The sequence below is a fragment of the Bradyrhizobium sp. UFLA05-112 genome (genome assembly GCF_053572325.1).
The window spans coordinates 44,525-65,056 of the sequence record NZ_JBANBK010000007.1; the positions used below are offsets into that span (position 1 = coordinate 44,525).

A 20,532-nucleotide genomic window follows, 5' to 3' on the forward strand; every position below is an offset into this window, starting at 1 on the left:
AGACAGGCCATGCAGGAACTGATCACCCGGAGGCCATGCAGGCGCGTGGCCTCGCTCGCTACCATTGCCATTCTGTCTTCTACCATTCTGTCGTCTACCATTCTGACTTCGATCGCATCGGCGCAGCAGGCGCCGACGGTGCGTATCCGCGGGACCATCGAGGCCGTCGATGGCAACATGCTCGGCATCAAGACCCGCGAAGGCAGTGACGTGAAGGTGCGCATGACCGACAACGTCGCCGTGTTCGCGGTCGTGAAGACCGCGCTGTCGGAGATCAAGGAGGGCTCTTATATCGGCGTCACCGGCATGCCCGAGCCCGACGGGTCGCAGCGGGCGATTGCCGTGCACATCTTCCCGGAGAACCAGCGCGGCGCGGCCGAAGGTTTTAGACCGTGGGATGCACGCGCCAACTCGACCATGACGAATGCGACCGTGGCCGAGACGGTCAAGGGCACCGACGGCCAGAATATCCTGCTCAAATACAAGGACGGCGAGAAGAAGATCGTGGTGCCGCCGGACACGCCGATCGTCACCTTCGTCGCCAGCGACAAGTCCGAGGTGAAGCCGGGCGCCAAGCTCATCATCTTCGGCGCGGCCAAGAAGGAGGACGGCTCGCTCGAAGCCAATCGCGTCAATGTCGGCCGCGACGGAGTGACGCCCCCGATGTGACGGCCGGCGTCACTTCCGGGGCGACACGGCTCGTCGTCCGGACCTGGGTTTCAGGGAGCCATCAAAGCGTTAGACCGATCCGAGCCCGGTCGACCGGTCGACCCCAGCAGGCTGCGGGTGCGCCGGTAGCCTGTTGAGCCCGGTCCATTTTGGTCGAAAGCCACCCTTCCTCCCGCGCGGGCCGTCGTATATCAGAGATTTGCCATCGAACCTGCCGATAATCCTCGGGAGCCAATTGCGATGGCGATGGTTATTTAATCCAAAGATCGCAATCTGACCTTAAGTCGATGCTGAGCGCATGCGACTATTCAACCGGGGTACGGCATGGCAAATCGATTGACGACGGCGCAATCCACTCGGGCGATGCGGCGTTGGCGGCCTGCCGGCCTTGTGACGATCGCGGCGATGGCCGTGCTGACGGCGCTGGCCACCGACGCCGCAGCGGCGAAGCAGGCGCGCCCCGCAGCCGAAGCGGTTGCGCCGCGCGCGGCGGGCGAGCCGATCATGGCGATCGTGTCGATCAAGAGCCAGCAAGTCACCTTCTACGACGCCGACGGCTGGATCCTGCGCGCACCGGTGTCGACCGGCACCACGGGACGCGAGACGCCGGCGGGTGTCTTCGCCGTCATCGAGAAGGACAAGGATCACCACTCGACCATGTATGACGATGCCTGGATGCCGAACATGCAGCGCATCACCTGGAACGGCATCGCGCTGCATGGCGGGCCGCTGCCCGGCTATGCGGCCTCACACGGCTGCGTGCGGATGCCCTATGGCTTTGCGGAGAATCTGTTCGACAAGACGAACATCGGGATGCGGGTGATCATCTCGCCGAACGACGCCGCACCAGTCGATTTCTCTCATCCGACGCTGTTCGTGCCTAAGAAGGAGGCCATTGCCGCGGCCCCGGCGCGGGCTGATACGCTTTCCCGCGAGGCGGAGGAGGCCACCGGGGCCGCCGACGAGACGAAGAAAGTCGCCACGACGACGGCACGCGAGGCCGCATCGCTCCCGGCATTGCTGCGCAATCTGGAACGGCTCAAGAAGAGCGCTGATGCCGAGCTCGCATACGCCGACAAGGTCCTCGCCGCCGCAAAGACCGATCAGGCGAGGGCCCGGGCCGAGGAGCTGAAGCAAAAAGCTGCCACCAAGGCTGCCGACGCGGCGACGCAGCTCGACAGCGCCAAAGCGAACGCGCAGCCGAAGCGCGACGCCGCCGCTGCCGCCAAAGACGCCGCCAAGGCGGCGGCGACCAGGAAGGCCGACGCCGTCAAGGCGGCGACCGAGGCGAAACTCGCGCTCGAACCGGTCTCGGTCTACATCAGCCGATCGACGCAGAAGCTCTACGTGCGGCGCAATACGCATAAGCCGGCGCCGGACGGCGGCGGCGAGGTCTTTGATACGAGCATCGAGGTTCCCGTTGCGATCCGCAATCCCGACAGGCCGCTCGGCACTCACATTTTCACGGCGATGGCGAAGAGCGATTCGGGCCTGCGCTGGAGTGTGGTCACGATCGACAGCGGCGACGACGCCAAGGACGCGCTCGACCGCATCACCATTCCGCAGGATGTGCTTGACCGTATCGCGCCGACCGCTGTGCCGCGGTCCTCGATCATCATCTCTGACGAGCCTCTGAGCAGCGAGACCAACTATCGCACCGAGTTCGTCGCGGTGCTGAACAACCAGCCCCAGGGCGGGTTTATTACGCGCAAGCCGACGGCCCCCATGGCCGTTGCGAGCGACGACGGTTGGGACAACAACGGCGGCTTCGGTTTCTTCTTCCAGCCGCGTGACCCGAACCTGCAACCCGTCAATCCGCGCCGGCGCGGCGGCGGCCAATACTGGCAGCCGCAACAGGGCTGGTGGTAAGACGCGCGCTACGTCGCGCGCGGGTCGTCCTTCGCAAGACCCTCATGGTGAGGAGCGCGGAGCGCGTCTCGAACCATGAAGGCCGAGATCTTACCCGCGGCCATCCTTCGAGACGCGCGTTCCGCGCTCCTCAGGATGAGGAAAAGAGTGCTTGTGACGCAGTAGGACTAGACCGCGATGATGTGGTCGTCGATCTCGTCCACCCTGTTGACGCCGCACAGGCCCATGGTCGTCAGCAGCTCCTTCTGAATGATGTCGATCGCCTTGGCGACGCCGGCCTGGCCGCCGGCGCCCAGCCCATACGCATAAGCGCGACCGATCATGCAGGATTTTGCACCGAGCGCGAGCGCGCGCATGACGTCCTGGCCGGAGCGGATGCCGCCGTCGAACATGATCTCCATCTTGTCGCCGACCGCATCCGCGATCTCAGGCAGCACCTCGATCGACGACGGCGCGCCGTCGAGCTGCCGGCCGCCATGGTTGGAGACGACCAGGGCTTGCGCGCCGGTCTTTGCGGCCTCCTCGGCATCCTCGACGTCGAGGATGCCTTTGATGATGAGCTTGCCCGGCCAGATGCTGCGGACCCACTCGACGTCCTTCCAGCTCAGCGATGTGTCGAACTGCGAGGCGGTCCATTCTGCGAGGCGATTGAGATCCTCGGTGTTCTTCACGTGGCCTGCGATGTTGCCGAAGGTGCGGCGCTTGCCGCGCAGCACGCCCGAGACCCAGGTCGGCTTGGTCGCGAAATCGACGAGTTTCGACAGCGACCACTCCGGCGGCACCGTCATGCCGTTCTTGATGTCGGCATGGCGCTGCCCGATCACCTGGAGATCGACGGTAAGCACCAGCGCGCTGCACTTGGCGGCAATCGCGCGCTGGATCAGGTCCTTGATGAAGCCGCGATCCTTCATCACGTAGAGCTGGAACCAGAACGGCTTCTCGACATTGGCGGCGATGTCCTCGATCGAGCAGATCGACATCGTCGACTGCGTGAACGGAATGCCCGCAGCTTGCGCTGCGCGGCAGGCGTGGATCTCGCCGTCGCCGTGCTGCATGCCGAGCAGCCCGACCGGCGCGAGAACGAGCGGCATCGTCGAGGGCTCGCCGAGGATCATGGTCGAGGTGTCGCGCTTGGAGACGTCGACCAGGATGCGCTGGCGAAACTTGATCTGCTGGAGATCGTCGCGATTGGCGCGCAGCGTTTCCTCGGCATAGGAGCCGCGGTCGCAATAGTCGAAGAACGCTTTCGGCACGCGCCGCTTGTGCAGCGCACGTAGGTCTTCAATGCAGGTGATATGCTTCATGACGTTCCCCGGCCCGTCCTTGCGTCGACGGATTTAGGGGTCATCTAGCATGGATGGGTGCTCAGCCAAATTGTTTGCGAAGAGGCCGCCATGACCAGACCGCGATCCGCGCCGAAATCCAGCGAGGCCGATGAGAAGCATCGCCTCGACGAGGCCCTCGAGGAAGGATTGGAGGAGACTTTTCCTGCCTCCGACCCCGTCAACGTCACTCAGCCCCCTCCGACCCGCGGCGACCAGCACGTAAAGCGTTCCGTTTAGGCACGGGTTCCAGCCTCGCAAGGCCTCTTGGGCAAGAGTTTCAGCGTTAACAACAGGTTATTGGGCTGGCGGCGGGCCGGGTTCCGTAACGATTCATTATATTTCTTGAAGCCAATTTAGCTGTGATGGCATTATAAGAACGCCAGCGAAATCAGGAATGGCGGAGCCGTGCATGGCATCCGCTAGTTGCATTGGGGAATCCTGGTTGCCGCGTGGGGGACTCATATGAGCCGCAAATATTTCGGGACCGACGGGATTCGAGGTCGCGCCAACGGACTGATCACACCGGAGCTCGCGCTCAAGGTCGGCCAGGCCGCCGGCCTTGCATTTCAGCGTGGTGACCATCGCCATCGGGTCGTGATCGGCAAGGACACGCGCCTGTCCGGCTACATGATCGAATATGCGATGGTCGCGGGCTTCACTTCCGTCGGCATGGACGTGCTGCTGGTCGGCCCGATGCCGACGCCGGCGGTCGCGATGCTGACCAAGTCGATGCGCGCTGATCTTGGCGTCATGATCTCGGCCTCGCACAATCTGTTCGAGGACAACGGCATCAAGCTGTTCGGTCCGCAGGGCTTCAAGCTGTCCGACGACGTCGAGAGGCAGATCGAGCAGTTGCTCGACGAATCCCTCGACAAGAAGCTTGCACAAAGTGCGAGCTTGGGCCGAGCCCGCCGCATCGACGGCGTGCATGATCGCTACATCGAATTCGCCAAGCGCACGCTGCCGCGCGATCTGTCGCTCGACGGGCTGCGCGTCGTGGTCGATTGCGCCAATGGCGCTGCCTACAGGGTGGTGCCGGAAGCGCTGTGGGAGTTGGGCGCCGACGTCGTGCCGATCGGCGTCGAGCCCGACGGCTTCAACATCAACAAGGAATGTGGCTCGACCTCGCCGGAAGCGCTGTCGAGGAAGGTGCGTGAGATGCGCGCCGACATCGGCATCGCGCTCGATGGTGACGCCGATCGCGTCATCCTGGTTGACGAGCGCGGCCACATCGTCGATGGCGACCAACTGCTCGCGGTGATCGCCCAGAGCTGGAAGGAAGACGGGAGGCTGTCGCGGCCCGGCATCGTCGCGACCGTGATGTCCAATCTCGGGCTCGAACGTTTCCTGAAAGGGCAGGGGCTTGATCTCGTGCGCACGCCGGTCGGCGACCGCTACGTGCTCGAGCAAATGCTGAGCGGCGGCTACAATCTTGGCGGCGAGCAATCCGGCCACATCATCCTGTCCGACTACGCCACCACCGGCGACGGCTTCGTTGCCGCCTTGCAGGTGCTGGCGGTGGTGCAGAAACTGCGGCGTCCGGTCTCCGAGGTCTGCCATCGCTTCGATCCGCTGCCGCAGATACTGAAGAACGTCCGCTACAAGAGCGGCAAGCCGCTCGACGACAGCGACGTCAAGTCGGCGATCTCCGACGGCGAGAAGCGGCTCAACGGCCACGGCCGGCTGCTGATCCGCTCCTCGGGCACCGAGCCCGTGATCCGCGTGATGGGCGAGGGCGAGGACCGCATCCTGGTCGAGGAAGTCGTCGACACGATCGTCTCCGCGCTCGGACAGGCTGCGGCTTAGGCGCAGCTCCCTTCCTCCTCCCCTTGTAGGAGAAGGTGGCGCGTAAGTATCGTAGGGTGGGCAAAGCGAAGCGTGCCCACCGCTTCATTTCATTCGAGGATAGATGGTGGGCACGGCGCAAGTGCGCCTTTGCCCACCCTACGATTCCGGACTCGCGGACAGAGTCAAACCCACGCATCCCAGCCATGGGCGATTGGCGGTGGTTCGGCCGCCGTCAGCATCGTACCTGTGAGATCGCGGCAATCTGCCGCGCAGGGGTTGCTGTATTGAACAAGCCTGTCGTCGTCTCTGATAAAACGTTGACCGAGCCGGTCGTCGTGACCGATGTCGCGCCCGTCGCGAAGATCACGAGCGCAGGGCCGGCCTATGTCGTGCTCGCCGGCATCAGCTTCTCGCATTTTCTCAACGACACCATGCAGTCGTTGATCGCGTCGGTGTATCCGATCCTGAAGGACACCTACGCACTCGACTTCGCGCAGATCGGCATGATCACGCTGGCCTTTCAGTTCACGGCCTCGCTGCTCCAGCCGGTAGTCGGGCATTACACCGACAAGAAGGCGCAGCCTTACTCGCTCTCGATCGGCATGGCCTCGACCTTCTTCGGCCTGTTGCTGCTCAGCGCCGCGCATCAGTATCTCATCATCCTGGTTGCGGCCGCGATGGTTGGCCTCGGCTCGGCGGTGTTTCACCCGGAGTCGGCGCGCATCGCGCGGCTTGCCTCCGGCGGCCGCTACGGCTTTGCGCAGTCGGTGTTTCAACTCGGCGGCAGTTTCGGCACGTCGATGGGCCCGGTGCTGGCGGCGCTGATCGTGGTGCCGTTCGGGCAGGGCAGCATCGCCTGGTTCTCCTCGATCGCGTTTCTCGCGATTCTCATCCTCTGGCGCATCGGCCGCTGGTACGCGCCGCAGATCACGACGAAGAAGGAGAAGCCGATCCATGCGCATCCGGACGCGCCGAGCTCGCGGCGCGTCGCGGTCGCGCTTCTGGTGCTGGTGGCGCTCCTGTTCTCCAAGCAGCTCTACGTCTCGAGCCTGTCGAGCTACTACATCTTCTACCTGATCGACCGCTTCGGCGTGTCGACGCAGGCAGCGCAGATGTACCTCTTCATCTTCCTGGCAGCGAACGCGGTCGGCGCGTTCCTCGGCGGTCCGCTCGGGGATCGCTTCGGCCGCAAGATCGTGATCTGGATCTCGATCGTCGGCGCGCTGCCGTTCACGCTGGCGCTGCCCTATGCCGGGCTCTCCGCGAGCGCCGTGCTCACAGTGTTCATCGGGCTGATTATCTCCTCGACGACGTCCTCGATCATCGTGTTCGCGCAGGAGCTGGTGCCGCACCGCTTCGGGATGATCTCGGGCGTGTTCTTCGGCGTGGCCTTCGGAATCGGTGGCCTTGGCGCGGCCGTGCTCGGCAAGCTCGCCGACCACACCTCGATCGAGTTCGTCTATCAGATCTGCGCCTACCTGCCGGCGATCGGCCTGCTGGCTGTGTTCCTGCCAAAACTGCCGCAGCACGCGCGTTAATTCGACGTCTCGCAGGCCGCGGCACCTTCATACATCGTTAGTAATTGCTGCGCGCAGGCGCCGCAGTTTTGCAACGCTCTGGTCGCACGCGCGTGTGCGGTGAGAAAAAATCAACCTTAAAAATTAGGGTTAAGTGGCGCTTAAGCATTTAGTGCCATCGTCCGCCCGTGAGTTTCAGAAAGTGAGGCGTCCTTGTTTGCCTCACCGGCCAAAAGGACGAAGCCAATGCGTAGCGTTAAGTCTCTCCTTGCCGCGGGTGCGGCAACCTTGATCTCGTCGGTGGCGTTCGCCGCCGATATGCCGATTGCCGCGCCGCCCATGTACGCGCCGGCTCCGCCCGCAGACTTCGGCGGCTGGTATCTGCGCGGCGATATCGGCTTCAGCAACCAGCGCGTTGACCGGTTGAACAATGTGCTCGATGCCACCACGACTTCGTCGGTGCAGAACCTCAGCTTCAACAACGCAGGAATCTTCGGGCTAGGCGCCGGCTACCGGTTCAACAACTGGTTCCGTGCCGACGTGACCGGTGAATATCGGGGCAATTCGCAGTTCTTCGGCACCGACCGCATCACTTATCCCGGCGGCGTCGGCACCGACACCTATCACGCGACGAAGAACGAATGGGTGGTTATGGCCAACGCCTATGTCGATCTCGGTACCTGGTGGTGCATCACGCCGTTCGTCGGTGCCGGCATCGGCACGGCGCGGGTTGCGATCAACGGCTTTACCGATCAGAGCATCGCAAACAACGGCGCCGGTGCGGTGCCCGGTCTCGCATTTGGTGATAACGTTGCGAAGTGGAACTTTGCCTGGGCGGCGCATGCCGGTCTCGCCTACAAGGTTTCTCCGGCCTTCACGGTTGAGCTTGCCTATCGCTACCTCGACATGGGCGATGGTCTGACCGGCGACCTCAAGACATTCGACGGCACCAACAACGTCTTCAATCCGACGACGTTCAAGCACCTCACGTCGCACGACCTGAAACTCGGCGTGCGCTGGAATCTCGACAGCCCGCCGGTCTACGCGCCGCCACCGCTGGTCACCAAGGGCTGATCGGCCACTCGATCGCTTAAGACTTCTTAACGGCGCGGGAGGATCCCGCGCCGTTTTGCTTTGCGTAAAATTCATGGCCTGATCGTGTCGAAATCGCGCAACGCAACCATTGGTTAAGGTTAACGGGCCATGATCATCCGCAACAAGAGTTCGATGGAGCGTTGCGATGCGTGGGCTTTGGTTTGTGGCGGCGATATTGGGGTCGGTCTCTGCCGCACACGCGGCCGACATGCCGGATCTCCCTGTCCTGCGCGGCACGCTCACCGATGGCTTGAGCAGGACGACGCACACCTGGGACGGTTGGTACGCCGGCGGCCAGTTCGGCTTTGCCATCTCCGAAATGGACTTCAGCCACGCCCCGAAATCAATGACGGACTTCATGCTGCGCAACAGCGTGCTGCAGGATTCTGTCGGGGGATGGTCGCTGTTGCCCAAGAACCATGTTCAGTCGACGGGCTTCGGCGCCTTTGTCGGCCGGGACTGGCAGTTTTACGACGCAGTATTGGGTCTAGAGGCCAACTATAGCTACATGAACAACATGGCCTCGACGGCAAGCGATTCGATGGAGCGGTTGATCGTCAATCCCGACGGCGAAAGCCCGCCCACGGGCCATACGCATTCCTACGACACGTTGCTCGCAGGCGGCGCAAGTTTGCAGCTTAAGGATTACGTGACTCTGCGCGGCCGCGTCGGATGGGCAGGCGGAGACTTCATGCCTTATGCATTCGGCGGCCTCGCGATCGGACGGGCCGAAGTCTCGCGATTTGCGACTGTCTCCTACGTCCTATGGGACGACTATGACGTGACGGCGGGCGGTGTCACGACACACTACCACCAGCAGATCGGTACGGGCTCGATGACCCAAACCGAGCAGCGCACAAACTCCTTCATCTACGGTTGGACCGCTGGTCTGGGACTAGAGTATATGCTCTGGGATTGCGTGTTCCTGCGCGGCGAATGGGAGCATGTCGGGTTCTCGCCGGCCAAGAACATCTCCGTCAACCTGAACAATTTCCGTCTCGGCGCCGGCTACAAGTTCTGAGCGCAGCGCATAGCACCGGTTGACAGGACCGCTCTGCCCTGATGCTTTGTCGCTGCAATTGGAGCAGCGGCGATGAAGATCTACGGCGACACGAACTCCGGCAATTGCCTGAAGGTGAAGTGGGTCTGCGACAGGCTCAAGCTGCCGTATCAGTGGGTCGAGATCGACACGCGCAAGGGCGAAACGCGCACGCCGCAATTCCTGGAGATGAACGGTGCCGGCCAGGTGCCGACCGTCGCGTTCGACGACGGCCGCACGCTGGCGCAGTCCAATGCCATCATCCGCTATCTTGCCCGCGAAAGCGATCTCATTCCGCGCGATGCCTTTGCCGCAGCCAAGATGGACGAATGGCTGTTCTGGGAGCAGTACAGCCACGAGCCCTATGTCGCGGTGTGCCGTTTCCAGATGGTCTATCTCGGCAAGGACGTCTCCGAGCTCGACCCGGAGAAGATCAAGCGCGGCTATGCGGCGCTTGACCGCATGGAGCAGCATCTCGTCACCAGCCGCTGTTTCGTCGGCGAGTCGACCTCGCTCGCCGACATATCGCTGCTGGCCTATACCCGTCTCGCCCATGAAGGCGGTTTTGATCTCGGCCGCCATGTTGCGATCCGGCGGTGGATTGCGGAGACCGAGAGCTGTCTTGGTCTTCCGCCGGCACGCTGAGCTCGGAGCCCGTCATGACCGCCGATATCATCTCGATCCGCCGCGCTCGCCGCGAAGACGTTGCCGCTGTTGTCGCGATGCTCGCCGACGATCATCTCGGCCGCGCACGCGAGCGCCTGGAGGAGCCGCTGCCCGAGTCCTATTTCAGGGCGTTCGATGCGGTCGACAAAAATCCCGGTCTGAGGCTCGTGGTCGCGGTGGACGGCACGGGCAGGGTGGTCGGCTGCCTGCAGCTCGCCATCCTGCCGGGCCTGAGCTCGCAAGGCGGTTCGCGTGGCCTCCTGGAAGACGTGCGCGTCGCCTCGGACTGCCGCAGCCGCGGCATCGGCGAGCAGCTCGTGCAATGGGCGGTGGCGGAGGCGCGCGCGAAGGGATGTAACCTGGTCGAGCTGTTGACGCATCAGAGCCGCGCCGATGCGCAACGCTTCTATAAGCGGCTCGGATTCACCGCGAGCCACGTCGGCATGACTGTCCGTTTTTGACGCACCTTCCGCGCGGCCGTTGCATCGTCTGCAAAATCTGCCTGCACATCCGTTTCGGTTAAGGGCTGATAAACTACCGGGCGTTCGTTCATGTTCGTCGGGGAACGATCGGTGCTAGGTTGCGTCTTGACACCGGGCTCGGTCGGTTCGGGGATTTCAATGACAAGCTATTCATTGATCAAGGTCGGCAACGACTACGTTGTGCAGGCCGACGACAAATGCATTTTAAAAGTCGCCAGCCGGCGCCGAGCGGCGCAGCTGATCAGCGAGGCGACGGGCTTGCTGAATGCCGTGGAAGCTCCTGAGAAGACGACGGAAACGGCATCACTCCACCGTGAGACGCCTAAACTTCCTTGACGATTCTGTCTGTTTCCCGTATTAGCCGCGGCGGGACACCTCCCCCCAACGGGAGGCTTACTATCTGGAAGGGTAGATCATGACTGCAGCGAAGCCCGCTTCGCGGCCCCTCGTGCCGCATTTCTCCTCCGGCCCCTGTGCCAAGCGCCCCGGCTGGACCGCCCAAAATCTCAAAGACGCAGCTCTCGGCCGTTCGCATCGTGCGAAGATCGGCAAGACCAAGCTCAAGCTCGCGATCGATCTGACGCGCGAAGTGCTCGAAGTGCCGGCCGATTATCGCATCGGCATCGTTCCGGCCTCCGATACTGGCGCGGTCGAGATGGCGCTGTGGTCGCTGCTCGGCGCACGCCCCGTCACCACGCTCGCGTGGGAATCGTTCGGCGAAGGCTGGGTCAGCGACATCGTCAAGGAATTGAAGCTCAAGGACGTCACCAAGCTCAATGCGGCTTATGGTGAGATCCCGGATCTTTCCAAGGTCGATCCGAACAGCGACGTCGTCTTCACCTGGAACGGTACCACCTCTGGAGTGCGCGTGCCGAACGCCGACTGGATCAGCGCGACTCGCGAAGGCCTGACCATCTGCGACGCCACCTCGGCCGCGTTCGCGCAGCCGCTCGATTGGTCCAAGCTCGACGTCGTCACCTTCTCCTGGCAGAAGGCGCTCGGCGGCGAGGCGGCGCATGGCATGCTGATCCTCTCGCCCCGCGCGGTGGAACGTCTCGAGACCTACAAGCCGGCTTGGCCGTTGCCGAAGATTTTCCGCATGACGAAGGGCGGCAAGATCAATGAAGGCATTTTCGTCGGCGAGACCATCAACACGCCGTCGATGCTCTGCGTCGAGGACTATCTTGACGCGTTGAACTGGGCCAAGTCGATCGGCGGCCTGAAGCCGCTGATCGCGCGTGCCGACGCCAACACCAAGGTGCTCGCCGACTGGAAGGCGAGGACGCCCTGGATCGACTTCCTGGCGAAAGACGCTTCGATCCGCTCCAACACCTCGGTGTGCCTGAAGTTCACCGATCCCGCGATCACCTCGCTCTCGTCCGACGCGCAGGCCGAGTTCTGCAAGAAGCTCGTCGCACTGGTCGAGAAGGAAAATGCGGGCTTCGACTTCGCGTATTATCGCGACGCGCCCGTGGGTCTGCGCATCTGGTGTGGCGCCACGGTGGAAGCGAAGGACGTCGAGCTCCTGACCCAGTGGATCGACTGGGCCTTTGCCGAGACCAAGGCCGCGCTGCCCAAGGCAGCGTAAACGCCTCGGCCCAATCATTGTCATGGCCGGATTTGATCCGGCCATCCATCGATCAAGAGAGATGGACCCGCGGGTAAGCCTGCGGGCGACACTCCGTAAATGCAGCTCGCACCACGGAACATTCCCATGACCAAACCGAAAGTTCTCATTTCCGACGCGCTCTCGCCCGCCGCCGTGCAGATCTTCAAGGATCGCGGCGTCGAGGTCGACTTCCAGCCCAACCTCGGCAAGGACAAGGACAAGCTGGCCGAGATCATCGGCAATTATGACGGCCTTGCGATCCGTTCGGCGACGAAAGCGACCGCCAAGATCATCGAGAAGGCGACCAACCTGAAGGTGATCGGCCGCGCCGGCATCGGCGTCGACAACGTCGAGATCCCGGCGGCCACCGCCAAGGGCATCATCGTGATGAACACGCCGTTCGGCAATTCCATCACGACCGCCGAACACGCCATCACCCTGATGCTGGCGCTGGCGCGCGAAATTCCGCAGGCTGACGCCTCCACCCAGTCCGGCAAGTGGGAGAAGAATCGCTTCATGGGCGTCGAGATCACCGGCAAGGTGTTAGGGGTGGTCGGCTGCGGCAATATCGGCTCGATCGTCTGCGACCGCGCGCTCGGCCTGCGCATGAAGGTCGTGGCCTTCGATCCCTTCCTGTCGCCGGAGCGCGCCAAGGACATCGGTGTCGAGAAGGTCGATCTCGATGACCTGCTCAAGCGCGCCGACTTCATCACCCTGCATACCCCGCTCACCGAGAAGACCAAGAACATCATCGACGCGGCCGCGATCGCCAAGATGAAGAAGGGCGTACGCCTGATCAACTGCGCCCGCGGCGGTCTGGTCGACGAGCAGGCGGTGGTGGATGCGCTGAATGCCAAGCACATTGCCGGCGCTGCCTTCGACGTCTTCATCGAGGAGCCCGCGACCTCGAACGTGCTGTTCGGGCATCCCAACGTGATCTGCACGCCGCATCTTGGTGCCTCCACGACCGAGGCGCAGGAGAACGTGGCGCTTCAGGTCGCTGAGCAGATGTCGGACTATCTGTTGTCAGGCGCGATCTCCAACGCCATCAACTTCCCCTCGATCACCGCCGAAGAAGCGCCGAAGCTGAAGCCCTTCATCGCGCTTGCCGAGAAGCTCGGTTCCTTCGCCGGCCAGCTCACCGAGACCGGCATCTCGAAGGTCACGATCACCTATGAGGGCCATGTTGCCGAGATGAAGATCAAGGCTCTGACCTCCGCCGTGCTGTCCGGCCTGCTGCGGCCGATGCTGGGCGAGGTCAATGTGGTGTCCGCTCCTGTCGTCGCCAAGGAGCGCGGCATGGTGGTGGATGAAGTGACCCGCGCCGCGCAGAGTGACTATGAAAGCCTGATCAGCGTGACGGTCGCGACGGAGCGCCAGGAGCGCTCGGTCTCCGGCACCGTCTATCACGACGGCAAGCCGCGGCTGGTCGACATCAAGGGCATCCGCGTCGATGCCGAGTTCGGTAAGTCGATGATCTACGTCACCAACGAGGACAAGCCGGGATTCATCGGCAAGTTCGCAAGCCTTTTGGGCGATGCCAAGATCAACATCGCCACCTTCCATCTCGGCCGTGTCGAGCAGGGTGGCGATGCCATCGCGCTCGTCGAGGTCGACGGTGCGGTGCCGGCGGAGCTGCTCGCCAAGGTGCAGGCGCTCCCGCAGGTCAAGCAGGCGAAGGCGCTGACGTTCTGACGATCACACCGGCGTCATGGCCGGGCATAGCCGTCCGAAGGACGGCGTGGCTTGCGCTCGCCTATGCCTGGCCATCCACGCGCCTCCATGCGTGCGGAAGGACGTGGGTGCCCGGGACAAGCCCGGGCATGACGAGTGTGGAGACAGTTCAGGCACGAAGATATTCCGATCTACGGAACAGACGCCGCCTCGCTTGCGAGTGCGGCGTTTTTCTTGGCACGCGCTGCCCTTTATTTCCCCGCGACCTTCGAAGTTTGTGTACCAATTGACCAACCAAGTCGTCCGACCAGGGAGAAAACAATGCGTGAAGCCGTCATCGTTTCCTATGCGCGCACGGGGCTGGCGAAGTCCGCTCGCGGCGGGTTCAACATCACTCCGCCGATGTCTCTCGCGGCCCACGCCATCCATCATGCGGTCGATCGTGCCGGCGTGGAGAAGGACTATGTCGAGGATTGCTATCTCGGCAATTGCGCCCACGGCGCTCCGAACATCGGCCGTCAGTCCGCGCTTCTCGCCGGTCTGCCGAAGACGACCGCCGGCGTCTCGGTGAACCGATTCTGCTCGTCGGGACTGCAGACCATCGCAATGGCCGCCAACTCGATCCGCTCCGATGGCGCCGACTGCATTGTCGCCGGCGGTGTCGAGAGCATCTCGATTCCTGGCGGCGGCTCGCCAAAGGAATCGATCGATCCGGAACTCTTGAAGGTTGCGCCCGACATCTTCATGGCGATGATCGACACTGCCGATATCGTCGCCGAGCGCTACAAGCTCAGCCGCGAATATCAGGACGAGTTCTCGCTGGAATCGCAGCGCCGCATGGCGGCCGCCCAGCAGGCGAACAAGTTCAAGGACGAGATCGTTCCGATGAAGACCAGGATGAAGGTGGTCGACAAGCAGACCAAGGCCGAGTCGATCGTCGATTACGTCGTCGATCGCGACGAGTGCAACCGGCCGGAGACCACGATGGAAGGTCTCGCCAAGCTCGAGCCGGTCAAGGGCCCCGGCAAGTTCGTGACCGCCGGCAACGCCAGCCAGCTCTCCGACGGAGCTGCGGCCGTGGTGCTGATGGAAGCCAAGGACGCGGAGAAGCGTGGGCTTCAGCCGCTGGGCCGCTTCGTTGCCTGGGCGACCGCCGGCTGCGAGCCGGACGAGATGGGCATTGGCCCGGTCTTCGCGATCCCGAAGCTGTTGAAGCGCACCGGCCTGAAGATCGACGACATCGATCTCTGGGAGCTCAACGAAGCCTTCGCCAGCCAGTGCCTGTATTGCCGCGACAAGCTCGGCATCGATCCCGCCAAGTACAACGTCAACGGCGGCTCGATCGCGATCGGTCATCCCTTTGGCATGACCGGCGCGCGTCTCACTGGTCACCTCTTGCAGGAAGGTCACCGCCGCAAGGCGAAGTGGGGCGTGGTGACCATGTGCATCGGCGGTGGCCAGGGCGGCGCCGGCCTGTTCGAGATCTATTAGCTAAGCAGACACCGCGGCACGCGACGACGAAGGCATGACGCTCCCGGGCGCCGTGCCTTTTTCATGCATCGCTGGCCGCACGCCCTTGCGCCAGTCGGTGATGGAGCAGCCGAAGCGGTGGCGGAACCAGCGCGCCATGGCGCTCTGCGCGGAAAAGCCGAGCTGCTCGGCGATCGCAGAGAGCGGCCGGCCGGGTTCTTCGATCAGCTGGGTGACGAGTTCGGCGCGCTGCGTGTCGAGGATCTCGGAAAAAGTGGTGCCGCATTCGGCAAGATGCCGATGGATGGTGCGGCGGGTGCAGGCCAGATGCTCGGCCACGCGCTCGACCGTGCATTCGCCACTCGAGAGCAGCGAGCGCACGACTTCGTCGACCTTCTCGTCCCAGCTCGCAGGCCGCGCATCGAGAGCCTCGATACGCTTGCGCAGATAGCTCGCGACCAGGGGATGCGCGCTGGGGATTCGGCGCTCCATGTCGTGGGCCGATAGCAGCAGCGCGTTGGCTGCGGCATTGAAGGTCACCGGGCAGCCGAAGAATTCGCGATAGCGCTTGCGGTCGCGGGGCGGCGGATAGTGGAGGTGAACCTCCAGCGGCCGCCAGTCGCTGCCGAACAGCGACTGGATGATGCGGTGGACGCTGCCGAGCGCCATGTCGATGGACTGGCGCGGCGCACGCGGACGCCGTCCGCGCAAATGCATCGTGATGGTCACGATCTTCTTGTCGCGCGTGACGTCGAGCCGCATGCCATCGTGGTGGATATGGATGAAACGCGACAGCGCCTGGATTGCATCACCAATGGTGGCCTGCTCGCGAACGATGAGCCCGACCGGCCCGAGATTGGTCAGGCCGCCGAGCTCGGCGAGGCGCAAGCCGAAATCTTCGGCACCGGAGGCTTCCGCCGATGTTTCAAGCAGGCGGCGAAGACCCGCGACGGCGATGCGAACGTCGGGCTTTTCAAGGCAGGCCAGCGGAAGCCTGACCTTGCGCATCATCTGCTTAGGATCGAGGCCCAACGACCGGGCGACCTCGGGATAGTAGGTAAGGCCTGCGCTGCGAATGAGATCGGTCATGCGAACCGCTCCTGCCAGCCATTCCCGCAGTTGTCCCGAAATGTAAAATTTCTGTCCCAATCAGTCAAATCCCGGAACCAGGCTGAACATACATATCGAAAACCGAAGCACCGGCGTGGATGCCGGTTCATGACGGCGCGGCAAGGCGATGCAGCCTCGACGCCGTCTCGGCCCTTTTGACCAAGACATTGCTGAGCAGGATGATGCCGGGAAACACGCTTTCCAAGGGTGAGGTATTCGTCATCGATACTGACGCGTCCTTCCGCGAACAACTTTCTATGGCGCTCGAGCAGCAGGCCTATGAGGTCATCTGCTTTGCCGATGGTGCGTCTCTCTTGTTGGAGGCGAAGGTGCGCATGCCGGCCTGTGTTCTGCTTGAGATGCAGGCGCCGGATCAATCCGGCCTCGACGTCCTGAAGCGACTGCGCGCGGAAAATTGCATGGCGCCGGTCCTGGTGACGTCTGCCAATGGCAGCATCGCCATGGCGGTCGATGCCATCAAGAGCGGTGCGTTCGATTTCATCGAGAAGCCGTTCGAGAGTCATGAGATTGTCGGCCGGATCGATGCCGCCATCGATGAATTCGCCCAGCCGGATGCGAACCGGCAGCGCTGGCTTGCCGGTTGCGAGCCACTCACGGGGCGCGAAAGCGAGGTGCTGCAGCACCTTGCGGCCGGTTACACCAACAAAGAGATCGCTCGGGCGATGCGCCTGAGCGCGCGGACGGTTGAGGGCTACCGCGCCAGCATTCTGAGAAAGGCCGGCGCGAAGAACGTCACGGATATGCTCCGCCGGATCTACGGCCAAGGGTGAATCAAGCGTGAACCAAGGCTGAACCGGAGCTGTGCGCTGACGCGGCCAGATGACGCGTTCCGCGGCCATGGGGCGGCCGCGGTGCCGCCGCACGGAAACCCCAATCGAACCGGTTCCTTACCTGCTGCGTCTCACCACGATGGCGAGGCGTTTTTCGCCGCATCCGGCTGGCGATGTGGCGACATTGGCAGGAGGGAAATTCATGCGAACGATCGCGAAGAGTCTGGCGACGACGAGCCTGGTCCTGGTCACGTCGGCGATTGCGCTGCCGTCATGGGCGGCCGATCTGGATGCGACGTCGGCCATCGATGCCGTCACGGTCTACCCGGACGGCGCGAGCGTCACCCGCGTCGTCACGCTGGACCTGCCGTCGGGTGACTCGACGCTGGTCGCAAAGGATTTCCCGCTCGGCCTCGACACGTCCTCCTTGCGGGTTGAGGGCGAGGCGGGTGCAAAGCTCACCATCGGCACGATCGACGCGCGGCCGCCACGCCTAGCACCTCCGGTCAATCTGCCGGAACTCGACAAGCGCATCGAGACCTTGAAGGACGAGCGCGCGGATTTGCAGGGCGCGATCGATGCCGCCAATGCCCGACGCAAGTTTGCCGAACGCTTTGCCGAGGCCTCTCCCGCCGGCATCGGCGAGAAGGGCGAGGCCCGGCCGATGACCGAGTGGCGCGCGGCCTTCTCCGCGGTTGCCGAGGAAATCGCCACTGCCGATACCGCGATCCGCGATGCCATGCGAAAGCAGCGTGAGATCGATCGCCAGATCGCCCAGCTCGAAGCCGATCGCGCGGCCAAGCCGCCGAGCAAGCTGGAGGTGCGGGCCGAAATCGCCTCCGCAGCCGCGACGAAGGCGACGCTGCGGGTGACCTACAACGTGCGCAATGCGCGCTGGGCGCCGCTCTACGACGCCCGCCTCGACACTGGCGCCAGGGACCACAAGCCGCAACTCGAACTGGTACGCCGCGCGGAAATTACCCAGTCGACCGGCGAGGACTGGTCGAATGTCAGCCTCGGAGTCTCCACCGTTCGAGTCAGCCGCGGCGGCAGCGCGCCGGAGCTGAATTCGCTGGTCGTCCGCTATCCGCAGCTTCCGAAGCCGCTGGCCTTGGGAGGGCGGTCCGACGTGGCGATGCCTGCGCCGGACATGACGCGGCAGGCGCAGTCGCCGGCAATGGCCAAGGCCATAGAGGCCCCGGAGCCCCGCGAGCGTGCGGATGAGCAGCAGGCCAATGCCGAGATCGGCGATTTCCAGGCCGTCTACCAGATCGCGGGCCGCGTCAGCCTTGGGGCCAACGAAGGCGCCAAGAGCCTGCTCATCTCCACCATGACGGTCACGCCGGACCTCGCCATCCGCGCCGCGCCGGTGGTGGATCCGACCGCCTATCTCGAGGCCTCGTTCAAGCTCTCCGACGACACCAATCTTTTGCCCGGCAAGGTCGCGATCTTCCGCGACGGCGTGTTCGTCGGCCGCAGCAAGTTCTCCACCGCCGCGCGGACGGAGGCGATCCGCCTCGGCTTCGGCGCCGACGACAAGATCAAGATCGAGCGCGCGGTGATTCGGCAGAACGAGGGCACGGCGGGCGTGATCTCTTCGTCAAAGACCGACGCGCGCTCGTTCCGGACCGTCGTGCGCAACGGTCACGATTTCCCAATCCGCATCGCGATCGAGGATCAGCTCCCGGTCAGCGAGAACGAGGACATCGCGGTCGAGATGCTGTCCGCGACCACGCCGCCCACGTCGACCAATCTGCGCGACAAGCGCGGTGTGCTGGAATGGGCGTTCGACGCCAAGCCCGGCGAGGTGAAGGAGATCAAGTTCGGCTGGCGCGTGCGCTGGCCCAAGGACAAGGGCATCGTCATGGTGCCGGCGGGCTGAGGCGTTCTTAACCTCGCCCCGCACTCTCTGTTTGTCATGCCCTGGCTTGACACGGGCATCCAGTACGCCGCGGCTTCTCGATTCAAGCTCAGGCGTCTCTGGAATACTGGATCGCCCGGTCAAGCCGGGCGATGACAGCTTGGGTGTGGAGATGGCAAACCTCACTTCGCCTTCAGGAACTCGCCGACCTCGAGCAGCACGAACTCGTCGTCATCGGCCTTGTTCGGCTCGCGGCTGGAGGAGAACGGCAAATTGTTGTCGTTGCCGACGATGATATGCGTCTCGTCCACGCGATCGACATTCTCGATGGTGAAGAACGGGAAGGTGAGGACGCCGTCATTGAGCGGCTTCCGCGCCTTCTTTTCGGGATCCTTGATCTTCATCAGGTCGATATAGCCGATCTTGCGCACGGGCTTGCCGACATTGGCATCCGAGAGCTCGATCTTGTAGACGCGCTTGAACTTCGCGACGTCGGGGAAGCAGTTCTCGCCGCGCACGCCTTGCGGGCAGGCCTTGTCGGCGGTGCCTTCGCCATTGTCGCGTTCGATGACGAGACCGCTGGCCGGGTCGATCATGTTGAAGTCGCCGATGGCGTTGCCGTTCTGCTCGAATACATATTGCCAGTAGCGGCCGGTGAACTTCTCCGCGCCGACGTCGAATTCGAGGATGCGCGAGGCTTCCTTGCCGTCGACCTTCTCCCAATCCTTCTTCTCGGCGTCCCACAGCGGGCCTTCCAGCAGGCCGTAGAGGAACTTGCCGTCCTTCGACGACGCAAAGCCCTCGAAGCCCTTGGAGCGGCGCAGATTGACGTTGGTGTAGCTCGCGCCCGGCGCACCAGGGGATTGCACCGCCCAGTGGTCCGGCGAGCGCACCGGCTTGCCGTCAGCGATCGTCTCGAACACGCCAAGGATCTTGCCGGTCTTGTCGGCCTTCAGGATGTAGGGGCCGAACTCGTCACCGATCCAGAAGGTGTCGCCAATGATCTGGAAGCCTTCGGTGTCGAAGTCGGAGCCGGTGAGATAGCGCTTCTCGGTGTCCTCATGCACGATGCGGAAGGGCACCTTTTTGTCGGGATCGTGCAAAAACACCGTTTCCTGCCGCTCGATCTTGCCGCTGGTCCAGTCGATCTTGTAGTGGTTCAGGTACAGCATCGAGTCCGTCGAGTTGTAGCGCGAGCCCATGCCATTGTCGGTGATGACCCAGAAGGTGCCGTCGCCCATCGACTTGATGCCGGAATGGCCCTGGAGCGGCTGGCCTTTGAACGGCAGCGACACGCCGGTCGAACGCTCGGCGGACTTGCCCATGACGGTACCGAGCGCGTCGACGCGCTTGCCGGTGGTGTATTTGCCTGACGTTTTGAGGTCGGCGGGCGCGTCAGTCGGCGCATCGATGAAGGACTCGGCCGGCATCACTGCGTGGGCAGTCAGCGTCGCCGGGAATTCGCCCTCGTTTTGGGCAAGCGCGGCACCCGCGGTGAAAATGATCGTTGCGACGGAGGCAAGAAAGGTCGCGCGCATATGCGTCTCCTGTTAACGGACGCACGCCT

The 20,532-nt window shown here is 63.4% G+C and carries 18 protein-coding genes; 15 read left to right on the forward strand and 3 right to left on the reverse strand.

Going from position 1 to position 20,532, the window contains the following annotated elements:
- The first annotated feature begins 9 nt into the window (after positions 1-9).
- Both SO180_RS05970 and SO180_RS05975 read left to right on the forward strand, forming a co-directional pair.
- Positions 10-669 (forward strand): single stranded DNA-binding domain-containing protein, encoded by a 660-nt coding sequence (locus SO180_RS05970; RefSeq protein WP_449377892.1) that lies wholly within the window; start codon positions 10-12, stop codon positions 667-669.
- A 324-nt stretch (positions 670-993) separates the two neighbouring features.
- Positions 994-2,538 carry a L,D-transpeptidase gene (locus SO180_RS05975; RefSeq protein ID WP_449377893.1) on the forward strand — a complete coding sequence of 515 codons (1,545 nt, stop codon included), beginning with the start codon at positions 994-996 and terminating at the stop codon, positions 2,536-2,538.
- A 167-nt stretch (positions 2,539-2,705) separates the two neighbouring features.
- Here SO180_RS05975 and SO180_RS05980 read toward each other — a convergent pair whose 3' ends face one another.
- Entirely contained in the window at positions 2,706-3,842 is a 1,137-nt protein-coding gene (locus SO180_RS05980; protein ID WP_449377894.1) for an alpha-hydroxy acid oxidase, read from the reverse strand.
- Positions 3,843-3,932: 90 nt separating this feature from the next.
- Between SO180_RS05980 and SO180_RS05985 the strand changes: the two genes are divergently transcribed.
- The 11 genes from SO180_RS05985 (at position 3,933) to SO180_RS06035 (ending at position 15,224) form a co-directional block, all read left to right on the forward strand.
- Entirely contained in the window at positions 3,933-4,100 is a 168-nt protein-coding gene (locus SO180_RS05985; RefSeq protein ID WP_449377895.1) for a hypothetical protein, read from the forward strand.
- 225 nt (positions 4,101-4,325) lie between these two features.
- Positions 4,326-5,669, forward strand: coding sequence for a phosphoglucosamine mutase (gene glmM, locus SO180_RS05990; RefSeq protein ID WP_449377896.1), 1,344 nt, complete (start codon positions 4,326-4,328; stop codon positions 5,667-5,669).
- Between the two features lie 266 nt (positions 5,670-5,935).
- Positions 5,936-7,189 carry an MFS transporter gene (locus tag SO180_RS05995; RefSeq protein WP_449377897.1) on the forward strand — a complete coding sequence of 418 codons (1,254 nt, stop codon included), beginning with the start codon at positions 5,936-5,938 and terminating at the stop codon, positions 7,187-7,189.
- Between the two features lie 225 nt (positions 7,190-7,414).
- Positions 7,415-8,242 (forward strand): outer membrane protein, encoded by an 828-nt coding sequence (locus SO180_RS06000; protein WP_449377898.1) that lies wholly within the window; start codon positions 7,415-7,417, stop codon positions 8,240-8,242.
- A 166-nt stretch (positions 8,243-8,408) separates the two neighbouring features.
- Positions 8,409-9,284 carry an outer membrane protein gene (locus SO180_RS06005; RefSeq protein WP_449377899.1) on the forward strand — a complete coding sequence of 292 codons (876 nt, stop codon included), beginning with the start codon at positions 8,409-8,411 and terminating at the stop codon, positions 9,282-9,284.
- Between the two features lie 72 nt (positions 9,285-9,356).
- The gene (locus SO180_RS06010; RefSeq protein WP_449377900.1) at positions 9,357-9,947 is read left to right on the forward strand and encodes a glutathione S-transferase family protein; all 591 of its coding nucleotides are present in this window, start codon (positions 9,357-9,359) and stop codon (positions 9,945-9,947) included.
- A 14-nt stretch (positions 9,948-9,961) separates the two neighbouring features.
- Positions 9,962-10,429, forward strand: a complete 468-nt coding sequence (locus SO180_RS06015) for a GNAT family N-acetyltransferase (RefSeq protein ID WP_449377901.1) — start codon at positions 9,962-9,964, stop codon at positions 10,427-10,429.
- Positions 10,430-10,588: 159 nt separating this feature from the next.
- On the forward strand, positions 10,589-10,786 hold the full coding sequence (locus SO180_RS06020; RefSeq protein ID WP_449377902.1) for a hypothetical protein: 198 nt from the start codon (positions 10,589-10,591) through the stop codon (positions 10,784-10,786).
- A gap of 79 nt (positions 10,787-10,865) precedes the next feature.
- A complete protein-coding gene (locus SO180_RS06025) occupies positions 10,866-12,038 on the forward strand; it encodes a phosphoserine transaminase (protein WP_449377903.1) in 1,173 nt (390 codons plus the stop codon).
- A 126-nt stretch (positions 12,039-12,164) separates the two neighbouring features.
- Positions 12,165-13,754 (forward strand): phosphoglycerate dehydrogenase, encoded by a 1,590-nt coding sequence (gene serA / locus SO180_RS06030; protein ID WP_449377904.1) that lies wholly within the window; start codon positions 12,165-12,167, stop codon positions 13,752-13,754.
- A 300-nt stretch (positions 13,755-14,054) separates the two neighbouring features.
- On the forward strand, positions 14,055-15,224 hold the full coding sequence (locus SO180_RS06035; protein WP_449377905.1) for a thiolase family protein: 1,170 nt from the start codon (positions 14,055-14,057) through the stop codon (positions 15,222-15,224).
- On the opposite strand, the gene SO180_RS06040 is transcribed toward SO180_RS06035, so the two are convergent.
- Complete coding sequence (locus SO180_RS06040) at positions 15,225-16,292, reverse strand: AraC family transcriptional regulator (protein ID WP_449377906.1); 1,068 nt, start codon at positions 16,290-16,292, stop codon at positions 15,225-15,227.
- A 203-nt stretch (positions 16,293-16,495) separates the two neighbouring features.
- Here SO180_RS06040 and SO180_RS06045 point away from each other — a divergent pair, with 203 nt between their 5' ends.
- A complete protein-coding gene (locus SO180_RS06045) occupies positions 16,496-17,104 on the forward strand; it encodes a response regulator transcription factor (RefSeq protein ID WP_449377907.1) in 609 nt (202 codons plus the stop codon).
- 202 nt (positions 17,105-17,306) lie between these two features.
- Positions 17,307-18,986 carry a mucoidy inhibitor MuiA family protein gene (locus SO180_RS06050; protein WP_449377908.1) on the forward strand — a complete coding sequence of 560 codons (1,680 nt, stop codon included), beginning with the start codon at positions 17,307-17,309 and terminating at the stop codon, positions 18,984-18,986.
- A 161-nt stretch (positions 18,987-19,147) separates the two neighbouring features.
- On the opposite strand, the gene SO180_RS06055 is transcribed toward SO180_RS06050, so the two are convergent.
- Positions 19,148-20,503 (reverse strand): esterase-like activity of phytase family protein, encoded by a 1,356-nt coding sequence (locus SO180_RS06055; protein WP_449377909.1) that lies wholly within the window; start codon positions 20,501-20,503, stop codon positions 19,148-19,150.
- Positions 20,504-20,532 lie beyond the last annotated feature (29 nt).

Excerpts from the sequence above, each read along its gene's own strand:
- SO180_RS05970 (WP_449377892.1), top strand. The coding sequence starts at position 10 with ATGCAGGAACTGATCACCCGGAGGCCATGCAGGCGCGTGGCCTCGCTC.
- SO180_RS05975 (WP_449377893.1), top strand. The coding sequence starts at position 994 with ATGGCAAATCGATTGACGACGGCGCAATCCACTCGGGCGATGCGGCGT.
- SO180_RS05980 (WP_449377894.1), bottom strand. The coding sequence starts at position 3,842 with ATGAAGCATATCACCTGCATTGAAGACCTACGTGCGCTGCACAAGCGG.
- SO180_RS05985 (WP_449377895.1), top strand. The coding sequence starts at position 3,933 with ATGACCAGACCGCGATCCGCGCCGAAATCCAGCGAGGCCGATGAGAAG.
- glmM (WP_449377896.1), top strand. The coding sequence starts at position 4,326 with ATGAGCCGCAAATATTTCGGGACCGACGGGATTCGAGGTCGCGCCAAC.
- SO180_RS06000 (WP_449377898.1), top strand. The coding sequence starts at position 7,415 with ATGCGTAGCGTTAAGTCTCTCCTTGCCGCGGGTGCGGCAACCTTGATC.
- SO180_RS06005 (WP_449377899.1), top strand. The coding sequence starts at position 8,409 with ATGCGTGGGCTTTGGTTTGTGGCGGCGATATTGGGGTCGGTCTCTGCC.
- SO180_RS06010 (WP_449377900.1), top strand. The coding sequence starts at position 9,357 with ATGAAGATCTACGGCGACACGAACTCCGGCAATTGCCTGAAGGTGAAG.
- SO180_RS06015 (WP_449377901.1), top strand. The coding sequence starts at position 9,962 with ATGACCGCCGATATCATCTCGATCCGCCGCGCTCGCCGCGAAGACGTT.
- SO180_RS06020 (WP_449377902.1), top strand. The coding sequence starts at position 10,589 with ATGACAAGCTATTCATTGATCAAGGTCGGCAACGACTACGTTGTGCAG.
- SO180_RS06025 (WP_449377903.1), top strand. The coding sequence starts at position 10,866 with ATGACTGCAGCGAAGCCCGCTTCGCGGCCCCTCGTGCCGCATTTCTCC.
- serA (WP_449377904.1), top strand. The coding sequence starts at position 12,165 with ATGACCAAACCGAAAGTTCTCATTTCCGACGCGCTCTCGCCCGCCGCC.
- SO180_RS06035 (WP_449377905.1), top strand. The coding sequence starts at position 14,055 with ATGCGTGAAGCCGTCATCGTTTCCTATGCGCGCACGGGGCTGGCGAAG.
- SO180_RS06040 (WP_449377906.1), bottom strand. The coding sequence starts at position 16,292 with ATGACCGATCTCATTCGCAGCGCAGGCCTTACCTACTATCCCGAGGTC.
- SO180_RS06045 (WP_449377907.1), top strand. The coding sequence starts at position 16,496 with ATGCCGGGAAACACGCTTTCCAAGGGTGAGGTATTCGTCATCGATACT.
- SO180_RS06050 (WP_449377908.1), top strand. The coding sequence starts at position 17,307 with ATGCGAACGATCGCGAAGAGTCTGGCGACGACGAGCCTGGTCCTGGTC.
- SO180_RS06055 (WP_449377909.1), bottom strand. The coding sequence starts at position 20,503 with ATGCGCGCGACCTTTCTTGCCTCCGTCGCAACGATCATTTTCACCGCG.